Source organism: Ruegeria sp. CDSA236, from assembly GCF_059611285.1.
Genome location: NZ_JBXWPG010000003.1, coordinates 48,564 through 63,194 on the forward strand (window position 1 = coordinate 48,564; position 14,631 = coordinate 63,194).

The 14,631-nt window shown below is 56.7% G+C and carries 16 protein-coding genes; 8 read left to right on the plus strand and 8 right to left on the minus strand.

The genetic code is table 11. The features are described from left to right. Positions 1-33: 33 nt before the first annotated feature. On the plus strand, positions 34-1,479 hold the full coding sequence (gene pyk, locus AC2FLB_RS06235) for a pyruvate kinase (RefSeq protein WP_142637911.1): 1,446 nt from the start codon (positions 34-36) through the stop codon (positions 1,477-1,479). Here pyk and AC2FLB_RS06240 read toward each other — a convergent pair whose 3' ends face one another. After that, a complete protein-coding gene (locus AC2FLB_RS06240) occupies positions 1,480-1,953 on the minus strand; it encodes an Lrp/AsnC family transcriptional regulator (RefSeq protein ID WP_142637909.1) in 474 nt (157 codons plus the stop codon). 188 nt (positions 1,954-2,141) lie between these two features. Between AC2FLB_RS06240 and AC2FLB_RS06245 the strand changes: the two genes are divergently transcribed. From AC2FLB_RS06245 to rplT, 4 genes are all read left to right on the plus strand, one after another. Continuing rightward, complete coding sequence (locus tag AC2FLB_RS06245) at positions 2,142-2,579, plus strand: universal stress protein (protein WP_142637907.1); 438 nt, start codon at positions 2,142-2,144, stop codon at positions 2,577-2,579. Between the two features lie 13 nt (positions 2,580-2,592). Then, entirely contained in the window at positions 2,593-4,140 is a 1,548-nt protein-coding gene (locus AC2FLB_RS06250) for an alanine/glycine:cation symporter family protein (RefSeq protein WP_496708861.1), read from the plus strand. Positions 4,141-4,320: 180 nt separating this feature from the next. Next, on the plus strand, positions 4,321-4,521 hold the full coding sequence (gene rpmI, locus AC2FLB_RS06255; RefSeq protein ID WP_010443552.1) for a 50S ribosomal protein L35: 201 nt from the start codon (positions 4,321-4,323) through the stop codon (positions 4,519-4,521). A gap of 14 nt (positions 4,522-4,535) precedes the next feature. Continuing rightward, positions 4,536-4,901 (plus strand): 50S ribosomal protein L20, encoded by a 366-nt coding sequence (gene rplT, locus AC2FLB_RS06260; protein WP_142637903.1) that lies wholly within the window; start codon positions 4,536-4,538, stop codon positions 4,899-4,901. A 138-nt stretch (positions 4,902-5,039) separates the two neighbouring features. Here the strand turns inward: rplT and AC2FLB_RS06265 are convergent, their stop codons facing one another. From AC2FLB_RS06265 to dgcN, 4 genes are all read right to left on the minus strand, one after another. Beyond that, on the minus strand, positions 5,040-5,852 hold the full coding sequence (locus AC2FLB_RS06265; RefSeq protein ID WP_496708862.1) for a methyltransferase domain-containing protein: 813 nt from the start codon (positions 5,850-5,852) through the stop codon (positions 5,040-5,042). A 437-nt stretch (positions 5,853-6,289) separates the two neighbouring features. Next, entirely contained in the window at positions 6,290-7,150 is an 861-nt protein-coding gene (locus tag AC2FLB_RS06270) for a D-amino-acid transaminase (protein ID WP_282022056.1), read from the minus strand. A gap of 10 nt (positions 7,151-7,160) precedes the next feature. After that, positions 7,161-8,126: an N-acetyl-D-Glu racemase DgcA gene (gene dgcA / locus AC2FLB_RS06275; RefSeq protein ID WP_496701193.1), complete on the minus strand. Its 966-nt coding sequence runs from the start codon at positions 8,124-8,126 to the stop codon at positions 7,161-7,163. A gap of 70 nt (positions 8,127-8,196) precedes the next feature. Beyond that, positions 8,197-9,198 (minus strand): N-acetyltransferase DgcN, encoded by a 1,002-nt coding sequence (gene dgcN, locus AC2FLB_RS06280; protein ID WP_496708863.1) that lies wholly within the window; start codon positions 9,196-9,198, stop codon positions 8,197-8,199. A gap of 295 nt (positions 9,199-9,493) precedes the next feature. Here dgcN and AC2FLB_RS06285 point away from each other — a divergent pair, with 295 nt between their 5' ends. Next, positions 9,494-10,456 (plus strand): L-malyl-CoA/beta-methylmalyl-CoA lyase, encoded by a 963-nt coding sequence (locus AC2FLB_RS06285; protein WP_496693025.1) that lies wholly within the window; start codon positions 9,494-9,496, stop codon positions 10,454-10,456. Between the two features lie 33 nt (positions 10,457-10,489). Here AC2FLB_RS06285 and AC2FLB_RS06290 read toward each other — a convergent pair whose 3' ends face one another. Next, positions 10,490-11,068, minus strand: a complete 579-nt coding sequence (locus AC2FLB_RS06290) for a PA14 domain-containing protein (protein WP_271950077.1) — start codon at positions 11,066-11,068, stop codon at positions 10,490-10,492. A 117-nt stretch (positions 11,069-11,185) separates the two neighbouring features. Beyond that, on the minus strand, positions 11,186-11,638 hold the full coding sequence (locus AC2FLB_RS06295; protein ID WP_281973130.1) for an Lrp/AsnC family transcriptional regulator: 453 nt from the start codon (positions 11,636-11,638) through the stop codon (positions 11,186-11,188). A gap of 73 nt (positions 11,639-11,711) precedes the next feature. Here AC2FLB_RS06295 and AC2FLB_RS06300 point away from each other — a divergent pair, with 73 nt between their 5' ends. Beyond that, complete coding sequence (locus AC2FLB_RS06300) at positions 11,712-12,308, plus strand: LysE family translocator (RefSeq protein WP_496693024.1); 597 nt, start codon at positions 11,712-11,714, stop codon at positions 12,306-12,308. 126 nt (positions 12,309-12,434) lie between these two features. Then, entirely contained in the window at positions 12,435-13,397 is a 963-nt protein-coding gene (locus AC2FLB_RS06305; RefSeq protein ID WP_142637885.1) for an acetyl-CoA carboxylase carboxyltransferase subunit alpha, read from the plus strand. Between the two features lie 6 nt (positions 13,398-13,403). On the opposite strand, the gene AC2FLB_RS06310 is transcribed toward AC2FLB_RS06305, so the two are convergent. Next, positions 13,404-14,531, minus strand: a complete 1,128-nt coding sequence (locus tag AC2FLB_RS06310) for a lytic murein transglycosylase (protein WP_496693023.1) — start codon at positions 14,529-14,531, stop codon at positions 13,404-13,406. Positions 14,532-14,631: the final 100 nt, after the last annotated feature.

Genomic DNA, 14,631 nt, shown 5'->3' on the forward strand with positions numbered 1-14,631 from the left:
AATTCAGGACATGATTTGAGGAGAACAAGGTCAATGCGACGCCTGAGAAATGTGAAAATCGTGGCGACGCTGGGGCCGGCGTCCAATGACTATGACACCATTCGCGCATTGCACGAAGCCGGAGCCGACGTATTTCGCCTGAACATGAGCCATGGCAGTCATGACGAAATCCGCGAGCGGCACCGGATCATCCGTCAGGTCGAAAAGGATCTGGACAGCCCTATCGCCATTCTTGCAGATCTGCAGGGGCCAAAGCTGCGTGTCGGCGTATTTGCCAATGATGCGGAAGAGCTGATCGAGGGTGCCGTGTTTCGGTTGGATCTGGATCCGGCCCCGGGCGACGCAGGCCGCGTATGCCTGCCCCATCCCGAGATTTTTGCTGCGCTGGAACCCGGTGCGCGCCTCTTGGTCAATGATGGTAAAATTCGCCTGATCGTACAGGATTGCGGCCAGGATCATGCGAATTGTACCGTCGAGGTCGGCGGGACAATTTCGAACCGAAAAGGCGTGAACGTGCCGGATGTCGTGCTGCCCTTGGCCGCGTTGTCCGCCAAGGATCGTGGTGATCTGGAATTCGTCTGCCAGCTGGGTGTGGATTGGTTGGCGCTGAGTTTCGTTCAGCGGGCCAAGGATGTTTTTGAGGCTCGGGCACTGGCCGATGGGCGTGCTTCGATCCTGTCCAAGATTGAAAAGCCTGCTGCGGTTGAAGCGTTTGACGACATCCTCGATGCCTCTGACGGCATTATGGTTGCGCGCGGAGATCTGGGCGTGGAGCTACCGGTTTCCGCGGTGCCCCCGATCCAGAAACGTCTGGTCCGCCGGTGCCGTAGCGCCGCCAAGCCGGTTATTGTGGCCACACAGATGCTGGAAAGCATGATCGAAAGCCCGATGCCCACGCGCGCCGAGGTTTCAGATGTGGCAACCGCAATCTACGAAGGCACGGATGCCATCATGCTGAGTGCGGAATCTGCCGCTGGCTCATATCCGATCGAGGCCGTGCAGACCATGAACAAGGTCGCCATCGAGGTCGAAGCCGACCCCACTTATGATCAGATTATCGCAGCATCGCGCACGGCAAAGGGAACAACCGTGGCCGATGGTATCGTCGCCGCCGCTCGCGAAATTGCCGAGAAAACGGATATCAAGGCCATCTGTTGTTTCACTCAAAGCGGCACAACTGCGCTGTTGACCGCGCGCGAACGCCCCGGAGTTCCGATCATTGCAATGACCCCGGCAAAGGGAACGGCCCGTCGGTTATGCCTGAGCTGGGGCTGCCATTGCGTAATGACGCCCGAGCTTGAGCGTTTCAAAGGGGCGGTCGTCAGCGCCGCCCGTGCTGCTCGTTCTGGTGGATTTGCAACTGACACGGATCAGATCGTTGTCACCGCTGGTGTTCCGTTCAACGTGCCCGGCACGACCAATATCCTGCGGATCGCGCCTTGCGACGAAAGGCTGATCTATAACACGGATCCTGGCTGATCAGGCGGGTATGACATTCTGCCCGACCGGTTCCTTGACGATTTCCATCACGGTAAAGGAACTGGTCTGGTGAATGCCCGGAAGCTTATTTATCTTTTCCCCCAGGGTCTGGCGGAAATGGGCGATGTCGCGTGTGCGAACGGTTAACAGATAGTCAAACGACCCTGCCACCATCAGGCAGCTTTCGATTTCGGTGACATCGCGCACGGCATCGTTGAATTTATCCAATGAGTTCTCAGACGTTGCAGCCAGGGAAACCTGCACAACCGTCATATGCCCGAGACCCAACCGCTCCTTGTCCAGAACGGCGCTGTATCCGGTGATATAGCCGGTTCTTTCCAGTCGTTTTACACGCTCTGAGCACGGGGTGTTGGTCAGGTTTACCCGCATGGCAAGCTCGACGATCGGCAGGCGGCCATTGGCTTCCAATTCCCGCAGGATGCGTTGATCGATCTTGTCCAATTCTCTGTCCATTAGGAAAATTCCCTGTAATTTTGGCGTATAATGGGATAATTTACTGAGAATAGACCAAAAATAATACCATTTCCTAGTGATTTTTCCTGATACTGACTTGAGGGCAGTCTACAATAAATGCTCCAAGTTCCGGCTGCCCTGCCGGGGGCACGGGCCCCGGTCAAATGAACAATAAATGGAGGAACGAGATGACAACAAAAATTGTCATAGGACTGGACGGGACAGAATCCGGAGAACGTGCCATCGCTTTCGCCAAAGATTTGGCTGAAAGAATTGGTTCATGCGAGCTTCTGGTTGCATATGTCATTGAATGGTCGCCCTACACTTTTCAGACACCTGAAGAAAACGCAAAGCGGCACATGCGGCGTGAGGAGGAGATTGAACTAGCAACGACACGGGTGGTGGCACCCGCCGTCGACGCCCTGAAGGCCGCGGGCTTCGCCGCGACCGGAGTGGTGCGCCACGGAGATGTAGCTGAAACGCTGAATGCCATCACGGTAGACAGCAAGGCCGTACAGATTGTCGTTGGACGCTCGTCCGCGGATGGCCTCAAAAAGCGTATCTTCGGCAGCTCTACGCAAAACCTTGTAATGCATGCCGATGTACCGGTCACGGTCGTGAATTGAGGGAGGCACAGGAATGAAAACACTATCTCAACTGGGATTGGCAGTCGCCACCCTGATGGCCAGCCCCGTCGCCGCGCAAGAGGCGCCCGGGTTGGACGAAAAGATCAATCAGGCTTTTGCTGATATCACTGGGCCATTCGTTAGCTTCATATTCGCACCAATTCCCGGGACAGGATTTCCCTGGATCGTGATGTGGTTGGTTATCGCGGCGTCGGTCTTTACTCTGTACTTTGCTTTTGTGCAGATGCGCTTTTTCGGCCACGCGATAAGTCTGGTCAAAGGCGACTATTCCGATCCCAACGATGCGGGTGAGGTTAGCCACTTTCAGGCATTGGCCACTGCCCTGTCGGGCACGGTCGGGCTTGGCAATATCGCAGGCGTTGCCGTTGCTGTTGGCATTGGTGGCCCCGGGGCGACCTTCTGGATGATCCTGGCTGGTCTTCTGGGCATGGCGTCAAAATTCACCGAATGTACACTTGGCGTAAAGTATCGCAACGAATACGAAGACGGCAGCGTCTCGGGCGGCCCGATGTACTATATGTCCAAGGGTTTTGACGAGCTTGGCCTACCCGGAGGTAAGATCCTGGCGGTTGTGTTCTCGATCTTCTGTATTCTTGGAGCGCTGGGCGGGGGCAACATGTTCCAGGCCAATCAGGCGCATCAGCAGATTGCAGGCATCGTCGGGAATTACCCGGGTTGGATCACCGGTGTGGTCTTTGCGGTTGTCGTGTTCATGGTGATCGTCGGTGGACTTAAATCCATCGCGCGAGTGACTGAAAAAGTTGTGCCCTTTATGGGCGTGATGTATGTCGCGGCGGCTCTGGTCATCATCGTCATGAATGCGGATATGATCGGTTGGGCCTTTGGTCAGATCTTTGCCGGTGCGTTTACCGGTCTTGGTGTGGCCGGCGGCATGGTCGGTGCTCTGATCCAGGGCTTCAAACGGGCCGCGTTCTCGAACGAGGCCGGCGTTGGGTCTGCTGCGATTGCCCACTCGGCGGTGCGCACAAAGGAGCCGATCACAGAAGGCTTTGTTTCGCTGCTTGAGCCGTTCATCGATACGGTCGTGATCTGTACCATGACTGCGCTGGTGATCATCATTACTCAGCAGTTGATCATCGACCCCGAGACCGGCAACTATATGTTGAACGAAGCAGGAAGCGCTATTGCGACCGTTGACGGCAACTCAGGCGTCAGCCTGACCTCTGCCGCCTTTGGCAGCGCGTTCAGCTGGTTCCCCTATGTTCTGGCGATTGCGGTGATCCTGTTTGCTTTCTCGACTATGATCAGCTGGTCCTACTATGGCCTCAAGGCCTGGACCTATCTGTTCGGTGAGGGGCACACCAAAGAGCTGGTGTTCAAGATCATCTTCTGCGTCTTCGTGGTGATCGGTGCTGCGGCCAACCTCGGCCCGGTTATCGACTTCTCGGATGCGGCGATCTTTGCGATGGCGGTTGTGAACGTCTTTGCGCTCTACTTCCTGATGAAGATCGTTCGTCAGGAACTGGCATCGTATAGTGAAAGACTGAAAAGCGGTGAGATCCGCAAATACGGTCACTAAATAGACCACCGGGGCGGCCTGCGTCGCCCCGGTGCCTGACTGGGCTGCTAAAATTGCAGATTCAGCCAAAACCCCCTTGCCAGTATGGTCGAACTTGCGTAAACGGCGCTTCTGATCGCGTGACCGGCCGAGATGGCATGCCGAGTCGCGTTTCGAACCGAACCCCGAAAGGAGACGGAAATGCCTAAGATGAAGACAAAGTCGAGCGCCAAAAAGCGCTTTAAGGTGACTGCGACCGGTAAGGTCCTTGCTGGCCAGGCCGGCAAACGTCACGGCATGATCAAGCGGACCAAGAAATTCATCCGCGATGCTCGTGGCAACACCACCCTGTCCGCCCCCGACGCCAAAATCGTCAAGGGCTATATGCCCTACGATCGATAAGAGGAGATTAAGACATGTCCCGCGTTAAAGGTGGAACCGTAACTCACGCCCGTCACAAGAAGGTTATCAAGGCCGCCAAAGGTTACTATGGCCGCCGCAAAAGCACCTTCAAGGTTGCCCGTCAGGCCGTAGACAAGGCCAACCAATATGCAACCCGCGACCGTAAGAACCGCAAGCGTAACTTCCGCGCGCTGTGGATCCAGCGTATCAACGCTGCTGTACGTTCGCATGACGAAGCCCTGACATATTCCCGCTTCATCAACGGCCTGAACTTGGCCGGTATTGAAGTGGACCGTAAAGTTCTGGCCGATCTGGCCGTGCACGAACCGGAAGCGTTCGGCGCGATCGTCGCCCAGGCTCAGGCTGCTCTGACCGCCTGATCCTCTGTAAAGAGACAGTGAATAAAGGGCCGTTCCGTTTGGGGCGGCCTTTTTTGTTACTGGAAACTGGTAGGGTCCGCTTTGAACCAAGAAGGCCGGATGCTGTGCAATGTCTGTCTGCCCGATTACTGAGAACGGTCAAACGATCTTGGGTTTATTTGCGATTTGGCTCACATAGGACATAAAACCAAAAAACATCTTGGCAGATACTCTGCGTTTCGCTTCTGATTTCAAAGCCTCTGCAGTTTCGGAAAATAACAGACCCTCTTCCACCATGCGGTCCGCTCCGCGTTCAATTACGGTGAGAAAATAGGTCGCTTCCCCTTCTGCCACATATCCATGACCTTTCCGGGCCCCAAGTCGAAATCCCGCATCGACCAGGATGGCTGAAATCTGACGCATTATCCAAAGATTAGTGACATTTTGATTGATCATGAATTTGATGAGTTGATCGAGCGGATCAAAGTCCGCGATCTGTGCAGTTGCAGTGCTGTAGTCGCCATCACAAATTGCCAGCACACCTCCGGGCTTCAAAAGGCGGAAGGCCTCTTGAACAACGTCTTCCGGTCCAGGGACGTGGCACAACAACGTGTGCATTAACACAAGGTCAAAGGTCTCGCTTTCAAAACCTGTGTTTTTGGCATCCCCGATATCAAAGCTAAGTCGATCATCATCCCCAAAGCTCTTCTGGGCCCGTGCGACCATGACGGGCGAGGGTTCAATTCCATGAGCCGTTGCGGCTCCTGCAAGCTCCAACAAATCTCGGGTAACGTGTCCTGTTCCTGAACCAAGCTCCAGCGCCCGTGCACCTTTGGGGAGCCTCAGGTTTTCCATGTAGGCTTTGCGAATTGCAATCTGCGCAGGCTCTAAACAGCGCACTTCCATTGCTGTTGCGATCCGCTCTTGAAGGGCGGTGTCTTGCGCGCCGAGGTCAGAGTATGGATCGGCCATAAGTTAACTCATTTGAAATGGACCACAGGAGGACATGATAGACCAACATTTTCATCGGCGCCAATAGCGGCCATTGAGGCCCATTAGTCGTGTGACGGGGCATCTCCGGCCCTCTGTCCCCTAGCTACACCAGCAACACGTAGGGGCTTCGCCATCATCATGTGTGAAGTTGGCTCCTGAAAACCGCAACTCAGCGCGTAATATGCCGCCTGGTTTCGGCCATACCAATACCCTTTGTCAGGCTGAGTATGCCTATTCTCAAAGCGGCCTGTCAGGATGCAGGATCACCAACTATCGTGTTCAGATCGCGCTCAGAGATTTTGGTGCCGCACCCTCTTTGCGCCGTTCATCCCGACCAAGACCTGCACGCGGCACCAAATGTTGTCAAATTCGTTGCGACCACCCCATGCCACACAAACGCCCAGCATGGGATTTCTTTAGAGTGCTGCCTTGCGGCTTTCGTCCAGATAAATCTCGCGCAGACGTTTGGCTAAGGGTCCCGGCGTGCCGTCGCCCAGCGCTGTGCCGTCAATTTCAACCACAGGCATGACAAAAGCACTGGCAGAGGTGGTGAACGCCTCATCAGCCTCCTTGGCCTCGTCGATAGTGAACAGGCGTTCTTCGACAACCATCTGCGCTTCAGCTGCCATTCGCAGAACGGCCTTGCGGGTGATGCCGTGCAGGATGTCGCTCGACAACGGCCGGGTGACAATCTTGTTGCCTTTGACAAAATACGCGTTGTTGCTGGTGCCCTCGGTCACATAACCGCCTTCGACCATCCAGGCATCATCACAGCCCGCGGCCTTGGCCATCATCTTGCCCAGCGAGGGATAGAGCAGCTGTGTCGTCTTGATGTCGCGCCGGCCCCAACGGATATCCTCGATCGAGATGACCTTGGCACCTTTCCGGGCAGCAGGGCTGTCTGCCAGACCCGGCTTGTTTTGGGTGAACAAAACCAGTGTGGGTTTGGTATCAGCCGCAGGAAATGCAAAATCCCGGTCGCCGTCGCTGCCGCGCGTGACCTGAAGATAGACCAGCCCCTCTTCAATGCCGTTCAACTCAACCAGCTTGCGGTGGATCTCCAGCAGCTCGTCCTTCGAGCAGGGTTCAGCCATCTGCAATTCGTCCAGCGAGCGCTTGAGGCGGACCGCGTGGCCTTCGAAGTCGATCAGCTTGCCGTCCAGAACGCTGGTCACCTCATACACGGCATCGGCCATCAGGAAGCCACGATCAAAGATCGACACTGTGGCTTCGGTTTCGGGCAGGTAGTCGCCATTCACATAAACGGTGCGGGTCATGTCAATCTCCTTAGCCCCAGAGCGCCGCCAATGGCGGGTACACTCCGGCATCATCAAAAGTCAGCGGGTTGTCGCGGTCTTCGGCCAACAGAAGTGGTCCGTCAAGGTCCGTTACCATCGCACCCTGCGCCAGCAATGTCGCAGGGGCCATCGCCAAAGAGCTGCCGACCATACAGCCGACCATGATGTCATAGCCTTCAGCAATCGCCGCTTTGCGCAGCTCTAGCGCTTCGGTCAGACCTCCGGTCTTGTCGAGCTTGATGTTGATCACATCATATTTGCCCTTCAGTTTGGGCAGGCTGGCACGATCATGGCAGGATTCGTCGGCGCATACGGGAACCGGGCGCTCCATCCCGATCAGCGCGTCATCGTCACCGGCGGGCAGAGGTTGCTCGACCAAGGCCACACCCAGGCGCACAAGATGTGGCGCAAGATCGGTGTAAACGGCGGCGGACCAACCTTCATTTGCGTCCACGATGATCGTCGCATCCGGTGCGCCTGCGCGAACGGCTTCAAGTCGGGGCATGTCATCCGGCGTGCCCAGTTTGATCTTTAAAAGCGGGCGATGTGCATTCGCAGCCGCCTGCGCCTGCATCACCTCGGCGGTGTCCAACGACAATGTATAGGCCGTGATTTCGGGGCCAGGCTGAGGCAGCCCAGCCAGATTCCAGACGCGTTTACCGGAACGCTTGGCCTCAAGATCCCACAGCGCACAATCTACGGCATTCCGTGCAGCGCCCGCAGGCAATAAGTCCATCAGTTGCACTCGGTCGAAACTGTCGGGCAATCCGGCAATTTCAGCCTCGACCGAATCCAGTGTTTCACCATAACGCGCATAGGGCACACATTCGCCCCAGCCCTGATACTGGCCGTCAGAAATGCGTACAGTCAGAACCTTGGCCTCGGTCCGTGACCCACGTGAAATCGTAAAGACCTGAGCCAGCCTGAACACATCGCGAGAGACGTCAATTTGCATAACATACCTTTTCCTGGCAGAGCCGCCCGGATTTTCCAATTTAGATCCGGGCCGGCGGGACCAGACCGCTTTATACTGCTGCCAGCGCGTCGACCAGCTTGCCTGCACCAAAACGGAACGGGTCCGTCGCGGGCAGCCCCATGTCAGCTTCGACCTGTGCCAGATAGGCGGATGCGTCTGCTTCGCTCATATGCTGCGTGTTGACCGAAACACCGATGACCTGACACTCAGGATTGGCAACCTTGGCCAGCGCCAGCGACGTGTCCCGCAGAGCCTGCAAAGATGGCAAACTATAGGTCGGCAGACCGCGCATATGCTCGCGGGTGGGTTCATGGGACAGGATCAACGCGTCCGGTTGACCGCCATGGATCAACGCCATTGTCACACCGGAATATGACACATGAAACAGTGACCCTTGCCCTTCGATCAAATCCCAGTGGTCGTCATCATTGTCGGGTGTCAGCCATTCGACCGATCCCGCCATGAAATCTGCGATCACCGCGTCCAGCGGTACACCGTCACCGGTGATCAGAATGCCAGTCTGGCCAGTAGCTCGGAAGGTCGACTTCATGCCACGCTTGCGCATCTCGGCATCCATGGCCATCGCGGTGTACATCTTGCCAACCGAACAATCGGTGCCCACGGCAAGACAGCGCTTACCTTTACGTTTGATTCCGTTGGCGATTGGATAGTCGACCGACGGAACCCGCACATCATGCAGCTTGCGGCCTGTTGCTTCGGCGACTGCGACTAGATCGGGTTCATCACACAAAAGGTTGTGCAGGCCCGAGGCCAGGTCGAAACCTTCCTCCAACGCCATGACCAGCACCTTTTTCCATTCCTGACTGATCACACCGCCACGATTGGCCACGCCAATGACCAAAGTCTTGGCCCCGGCCTCTTTGGCCTTAGCAAGGGACATGTCGGTCAGGCCCAGATCGGCTTTACAGCCCTCCATCCGGTATTGACCCACGGCGTTTTCCGGACGCCAGTCCTTGATTCCAACGGCAACCTTGGCCGCCAGCTGGTCGGGCGCATCGCCCAAAAACAACAGATACGGTGTCTCGATCATTGCGGTGCACTCCTTTGATTCTGGCGCAGGCTATGGGACGGGCAAGGCGAGTGTTTCTCGATTTCGCCCAGCATCGCTGGATCCCGCAGGAAAATTTCGCGCAAATATCGTAGCTTGCGCAAAATTCTTTCAAGTTTTTAAAGCGATTAAACTTTAATCACCAGAGACATGGCGCATTGCGGCGAATGCTGCGACTGCATTGCCGCAGATGCACAAACGTGCTTGCGGAGACCTGCGCAATTTAATACCTCATAAGACAACAAAATCGCAATTTCCTTTCCTGCACGAGGTCCAGATGAGCTTTCGCATTCAACCCGCCGCCCCCGCGCGCCCTAACCGTTGTCAGTTGTTCGGCCCCGGGTCGAACACCAAGCTCTTCCCCAAGATGGCGGCCTCTGCGGCGGATGTGATCAATCTTGATCTTGAGGATTCGGTTGCACCATCTGACAAGGACACAGCGCGTGCCAATGTCATCGAGGCGCTGAACACCCTCGATTGGAGCACTAAATACATGTCCGTACGAATCAACGGGCTGGATACGCCTTACTGGTACCGCGATGTCGTGGATGTGATGGAGCAGGCCGGAGATCGACTGGACCAGATCATGATCCCCAAGGTCGGTTGTGCGGCGGATGTCTATGCGGTGGACGCGTTGGTCACCGCCATCGAACGCGCAAAAGGCCGTACTAAACCGATCAGCTTTGAGGTCATCATCGAATCCGCAGCTGGCCTCGCCCATGTCGAAGAAATCGCTGCCTCGTCCCCCCGGATGCAAGCCATGAGCCTTGGGGCAGCCGACTTTGCGGCCTCGATGGGCATGCAGACAACTGGCATCGGCGGCACGCAGGAAAATTATTACATGCTGCGCGAAGGTGAAAAACACTGGTCCGACCCGTGGCACTGGGCGCAGGCCGCCATCGTTGCCGCCTGCCGCACCCATGGCGTGCTGCCGGTGGATGGACCGTTCGGCGATTTCAGCGATGACGAAGGCTATATCGCGCAGGCCAAACGTTCTGCCACTTTGGGCATGGTCGGCAAATGGGCAATCCACCCCAAACAGATCGCGCTGGCCAACCAGGTCTTCACCCCCTCGGACGAGGCGGTGTCAGAGGCCCGCGAAATCTTGGCCGCCATGGAGCAAGCCAAGGCCATTGGCGAAGGTGCGACGGTCTACAAAGGGCGTCTGGTCGATATCGCCTCGATCAAACAGGCCGAGGTGATCGTGGCCCAGGCCGAATTGATCGCGGCCAACAGCTAAACGTAAAAAGGCGCCCCACCGGGCGCCTTTCTCTTACCGTCCGAAGACATCATTGGGTGTCCAGGTGAACCTTTCGCCCTTTTTCCCAGATTTCATCATCAGACAGGATGTCCCGAGCTTCTGGAAATAGATGATCTTGAGCGCGTACCACCCGGCTTTGGGCACATCGACTTCGGTCCGCTGATTGGCCTCGCAGCCCTGAATGCCCGAGACTTGTCCAATGTTCTGGCCTCCGACGAATGCCTCTATCCCGTCATTTGACCACGTTTCCAACTCGTAGATTCCAGCAGAGTCGAACCGCATGTACCCCGTAATTTCGGCGGCGACATTGTAAGCGCCGTCAAACGTCATGACGTCCTGACCCTTACTGGTGTCCCTGTAATCCAAGCCCCGCAACGGTTGTCCGGGCTGCGCTTTAGACAGCATGCTTTTTGCATGGCTCAGATCTCGGATCTTCTTGTGTTGATTGCCAGTGCCAAAGTAGTTCACATTCAATCCCGCCTTGGGGCTGGGCTGTGGGTTGGCAGGTTGCAGCTTTAACGGAGCTGCCAAAGATGCTCCCGCAATCATCACCAAAGTTGCGACCAGTGCTCCGGTCCGAACAAGTTTCATCGTCTTCTCCCTGAATACGACCGGTTGGGGTTGTCCCCATTTTTGGTCAAATCTTTGGCAAGACAGTAAAACGTGAATCCAACTCCGGCAAGCCGGTACAGAATCATCTTTCCAATGTCAGGCCCGCATATCCTTGGGCGAGCCCATGACGACATAGGACGTGATCGACGTGACATGGGGCAAAGTCCCCAGAACTTCGGTGTGAAAAGTTTTGTAAGACGACAGATCGGCACATTCCACGCGCAACAGGTATTCGATCGTGCCGGTGATGTTATGGCACTCCACCACCTCAGGCGCGCGCTGCAATGCACGCTCGAACCCTTCCTGAGCGGCCTTTGTATGTTCGCCCAGCCCCACGCCAATATAGGCGACAAAGCCGATGCCCAGCGCAGGTGGGTTCAATACAGCACGATAGCCCGAGATCACGCCCGCGCGCTCTAATTCCTGAACACGGCGCAAACAGGCCGAGGCTGACAGCCCGACCCGATCGGCCAATTCAAGGTTGCTTATCCGCCCATCACGTGTCAGCTCACGCAATATATGGCGATTTATATCATCCAACTTGATCATTAATTGCAGAATTACCGCAATAACCAGCGCAAACGCAATTTCATTTGGGCGGATTCCATCAATTATCTGCGCTATGAACCCTGAATTGCTATTTGCCCTCGTCACCTTTGCCTTCGTCTCGTCGATCACGCCGGGACCCAATAACCTGATGCTGATGGCCTCGGGCGCGAATTTCGGGTTTCGACGCACAATCCCACATATGTTCGGAATCGGGTTGGGCTTTACAGTCATGGTCCTTCTGGTCGGAACAGGGCTGGTACAGGTGTTTGATGCCTATCCGATCAGCTATACCGTGTTGAAAGCGGCTTCAGTCGCATACCTGCTGTATCTGGCATGGAAAATCGCGCATTCGGTCCCAGCCGAAGCGGGCGCGCCTGCGGGAACACCGATGACGTTTTTACAGGCCGCAGCATTCCAATGGGTCAATCCAAAAGCCTGGGCCATGGCCCTGACAGCAACAACCGTATACACCCCCGACCGCACCTTGAACGCCATCGTCATTGTCGCGATTGTTTTCGGCGCAATCAATTTGCCCTCGGTCAGCACGTGGACGGTGCTTGGGCAGCAAATGGCGCGAGTACTCACGAATCCGCGCCGGTTGATGCTGTTCAACTGGGTGATGGCGGGGCTGCTAGTCGCGTCGCTCTACCCTGTTCTGTGGTCGGGGTAAGAGCGTATACAGGCCTGCAACTGCTTGACGAATGCCGGCACCCTTGCCAACCCTTCAGATCTTGCTGAGTTGCATCCGACGCGACGTCAGGCCATATAGCAGAGAACTTCCGCGTTAAGAGGCGTCATGACCCAGTATTTGGAATTCGAAAAACCCTTGGCCGAGATCGAAGGAAAGGCCGAGGAACTGCGTGCACTGGCGCGCGCCAATGAAGAGATGGATGTGGCCGCAGAGGCCGCCGCTTTGGACGCCAAGGCTGAAAAGCTGTTGGACGAACTCTATGCCGATCTGACGCCATGGAGAAAATGTCAGGTCGCTCGTCACCCTGGACGTCCCCATTGCAAAGACTACGTGGAAGATCTGTTCACCGAATTCACACCTCTGGCAGGCGATCGGAATTTTGCTGACGACCTGGCCGTGATCGGCGGTCTGGCGCGGTTCAACGATCAACCTGTTATGGTGATCGGCCACGAAAAGGGCAGCGACACCAAATCGCGCATCGAACGCAATTTCGGAATGGCTCGCCCCGAAGGGTATCGCAAGGCTGTCCGACTGATGGAGATGGCAGGACGCTTTGGACTGCCGGTTATCACCTTGATCGACACGGCTGGCGCCTATCCCGGCAAAGGCGCCGAAGAGCGCGGCCAGTCCGAGGCGATTGCCCGCTCGACCGAAATGTGCCTGAAGATCGGCGTCCCGTTGGTCTCGGTCATCATCGGCGAAGGTGGATCAGGCGGTGCGGTGGCTTTTGCAACGGCAAACCGTGTCGCGATGCTGGAACATTCGGTCTATTCGGTCATTTCACCCGAAGGCTGCGCCTCGATCCTTTGGAAAGATTCAGAGAAAATGCGCGAAGCAGCCGAAGCGTTGCGGCTGACCGCGCAAGACCTGCACAAGCTGGGCGTTTGCGACCGGATCATTTCGGAACCCAAAGGCGGCGCACATCGTGATCGCGCCGCGACCGTGGACTCCGTGCGGGATGCAATTACGGCGATGCTCAAGGATCTGGACGGCAAGGATTCTGCCGCCCTGATCAGAGATCGTCGTCAAAAATTCCTCGACATCGGCTCAAAAGGGCTGGCTGCGTAACCCTCCTCAGCCCCCCAACTGCCTCAGCAGCGCAACTGAGGGCTCTCCGGTCGCGGGCAGCCCATTGGCCCGCTGGTACGCAGAAATCGCGGATGTCGTGTTTTTACCGACTACACCATCTGCGCCTTCGGTGTCGTACCCGGCGGATGTCAGGCGGCGCTGTAGCTCTTTGCGATCTTCAAGCGTCAGACCAGTCGCATCCGGTCCGAAAGAGGCCTGGAACGGCGCGCCTCCGGCAATCCGGTCTGATAGATGCCCTACCCCGATCGCGTAGCTGTCCGAGTTATTATACCGTTTGATCACCTGAAAATTGCGGAACACGGCAATGCGGGGCCCTGGTACCTGAGGTTGCAGCACGGCAACCGGCGTGCCCGAGACCGTCCCGGCCTCACCGCCCCAGGGCTGTCCACGCACCCAACCGGAACGCGCCAGATAAGCCGCCGTTGATGCCAGCGAATCCGTTGGATCGTCGGACCAGATATCGCGCCGTCCATCGCCGGTGAAATCCACAGCATAGGCCAGATAAGAGGTCGGGATGAACTGCGTGTGCCCCATGGCACCGGCCCAGCTACCTGTCATGTTGGCAGATGTCGTGTCACCGTTCTGCAGGATCTTCATCGCCGCTATCAGCTGGCTTTCAAAGAACTGCCCGCGCCGACCGTCATAGGCCAACGTCGACAGGGCCGATACAACAGGCACATCACCGCGCCGCGCACCATAGCGGCTTTCCAGCCCCCAAATCGCCACGACAACTTCTTTGTCGACGCCGTACTGCGCCTCGATCTGAGACAGCGTTCCCGCATGACGCACCAGCATTTGCTTGCCGGTCGCGATCCGTTCATCCGAGGTTGCAATCGCCAGGTAGTCTTCAAGCGACCTCTTGAACTCGACCTGATTTCGGTCCCGCTCGATCACTCCGGGCAGATATCCGGCGCCCTGGAAGGCGCGGTTAATTGTGCTTTGCGAAATCCCTTGTGCGGCCGCGCGGCTTTTGAAGCCCGCGACCCAGGCGTCCCAGCCCGCGTTCCGAACCGGTTGCATGCGCGCGGCCGGCGCCGAAGAAGGCACGCCATCCGTACAGGCAACCAACAAGCCGGAGCCCAGCCCAAGGGAAAATAACCGTCGATCAATCATGGTTGAAAACTGCTCTTATTGTGATTTCTCACAGCCTAGCGCAGAGAAATCGCCGGGGCCAGAACAGCGATACCGAACCGGGCGATTTCGGCAGCTTCGG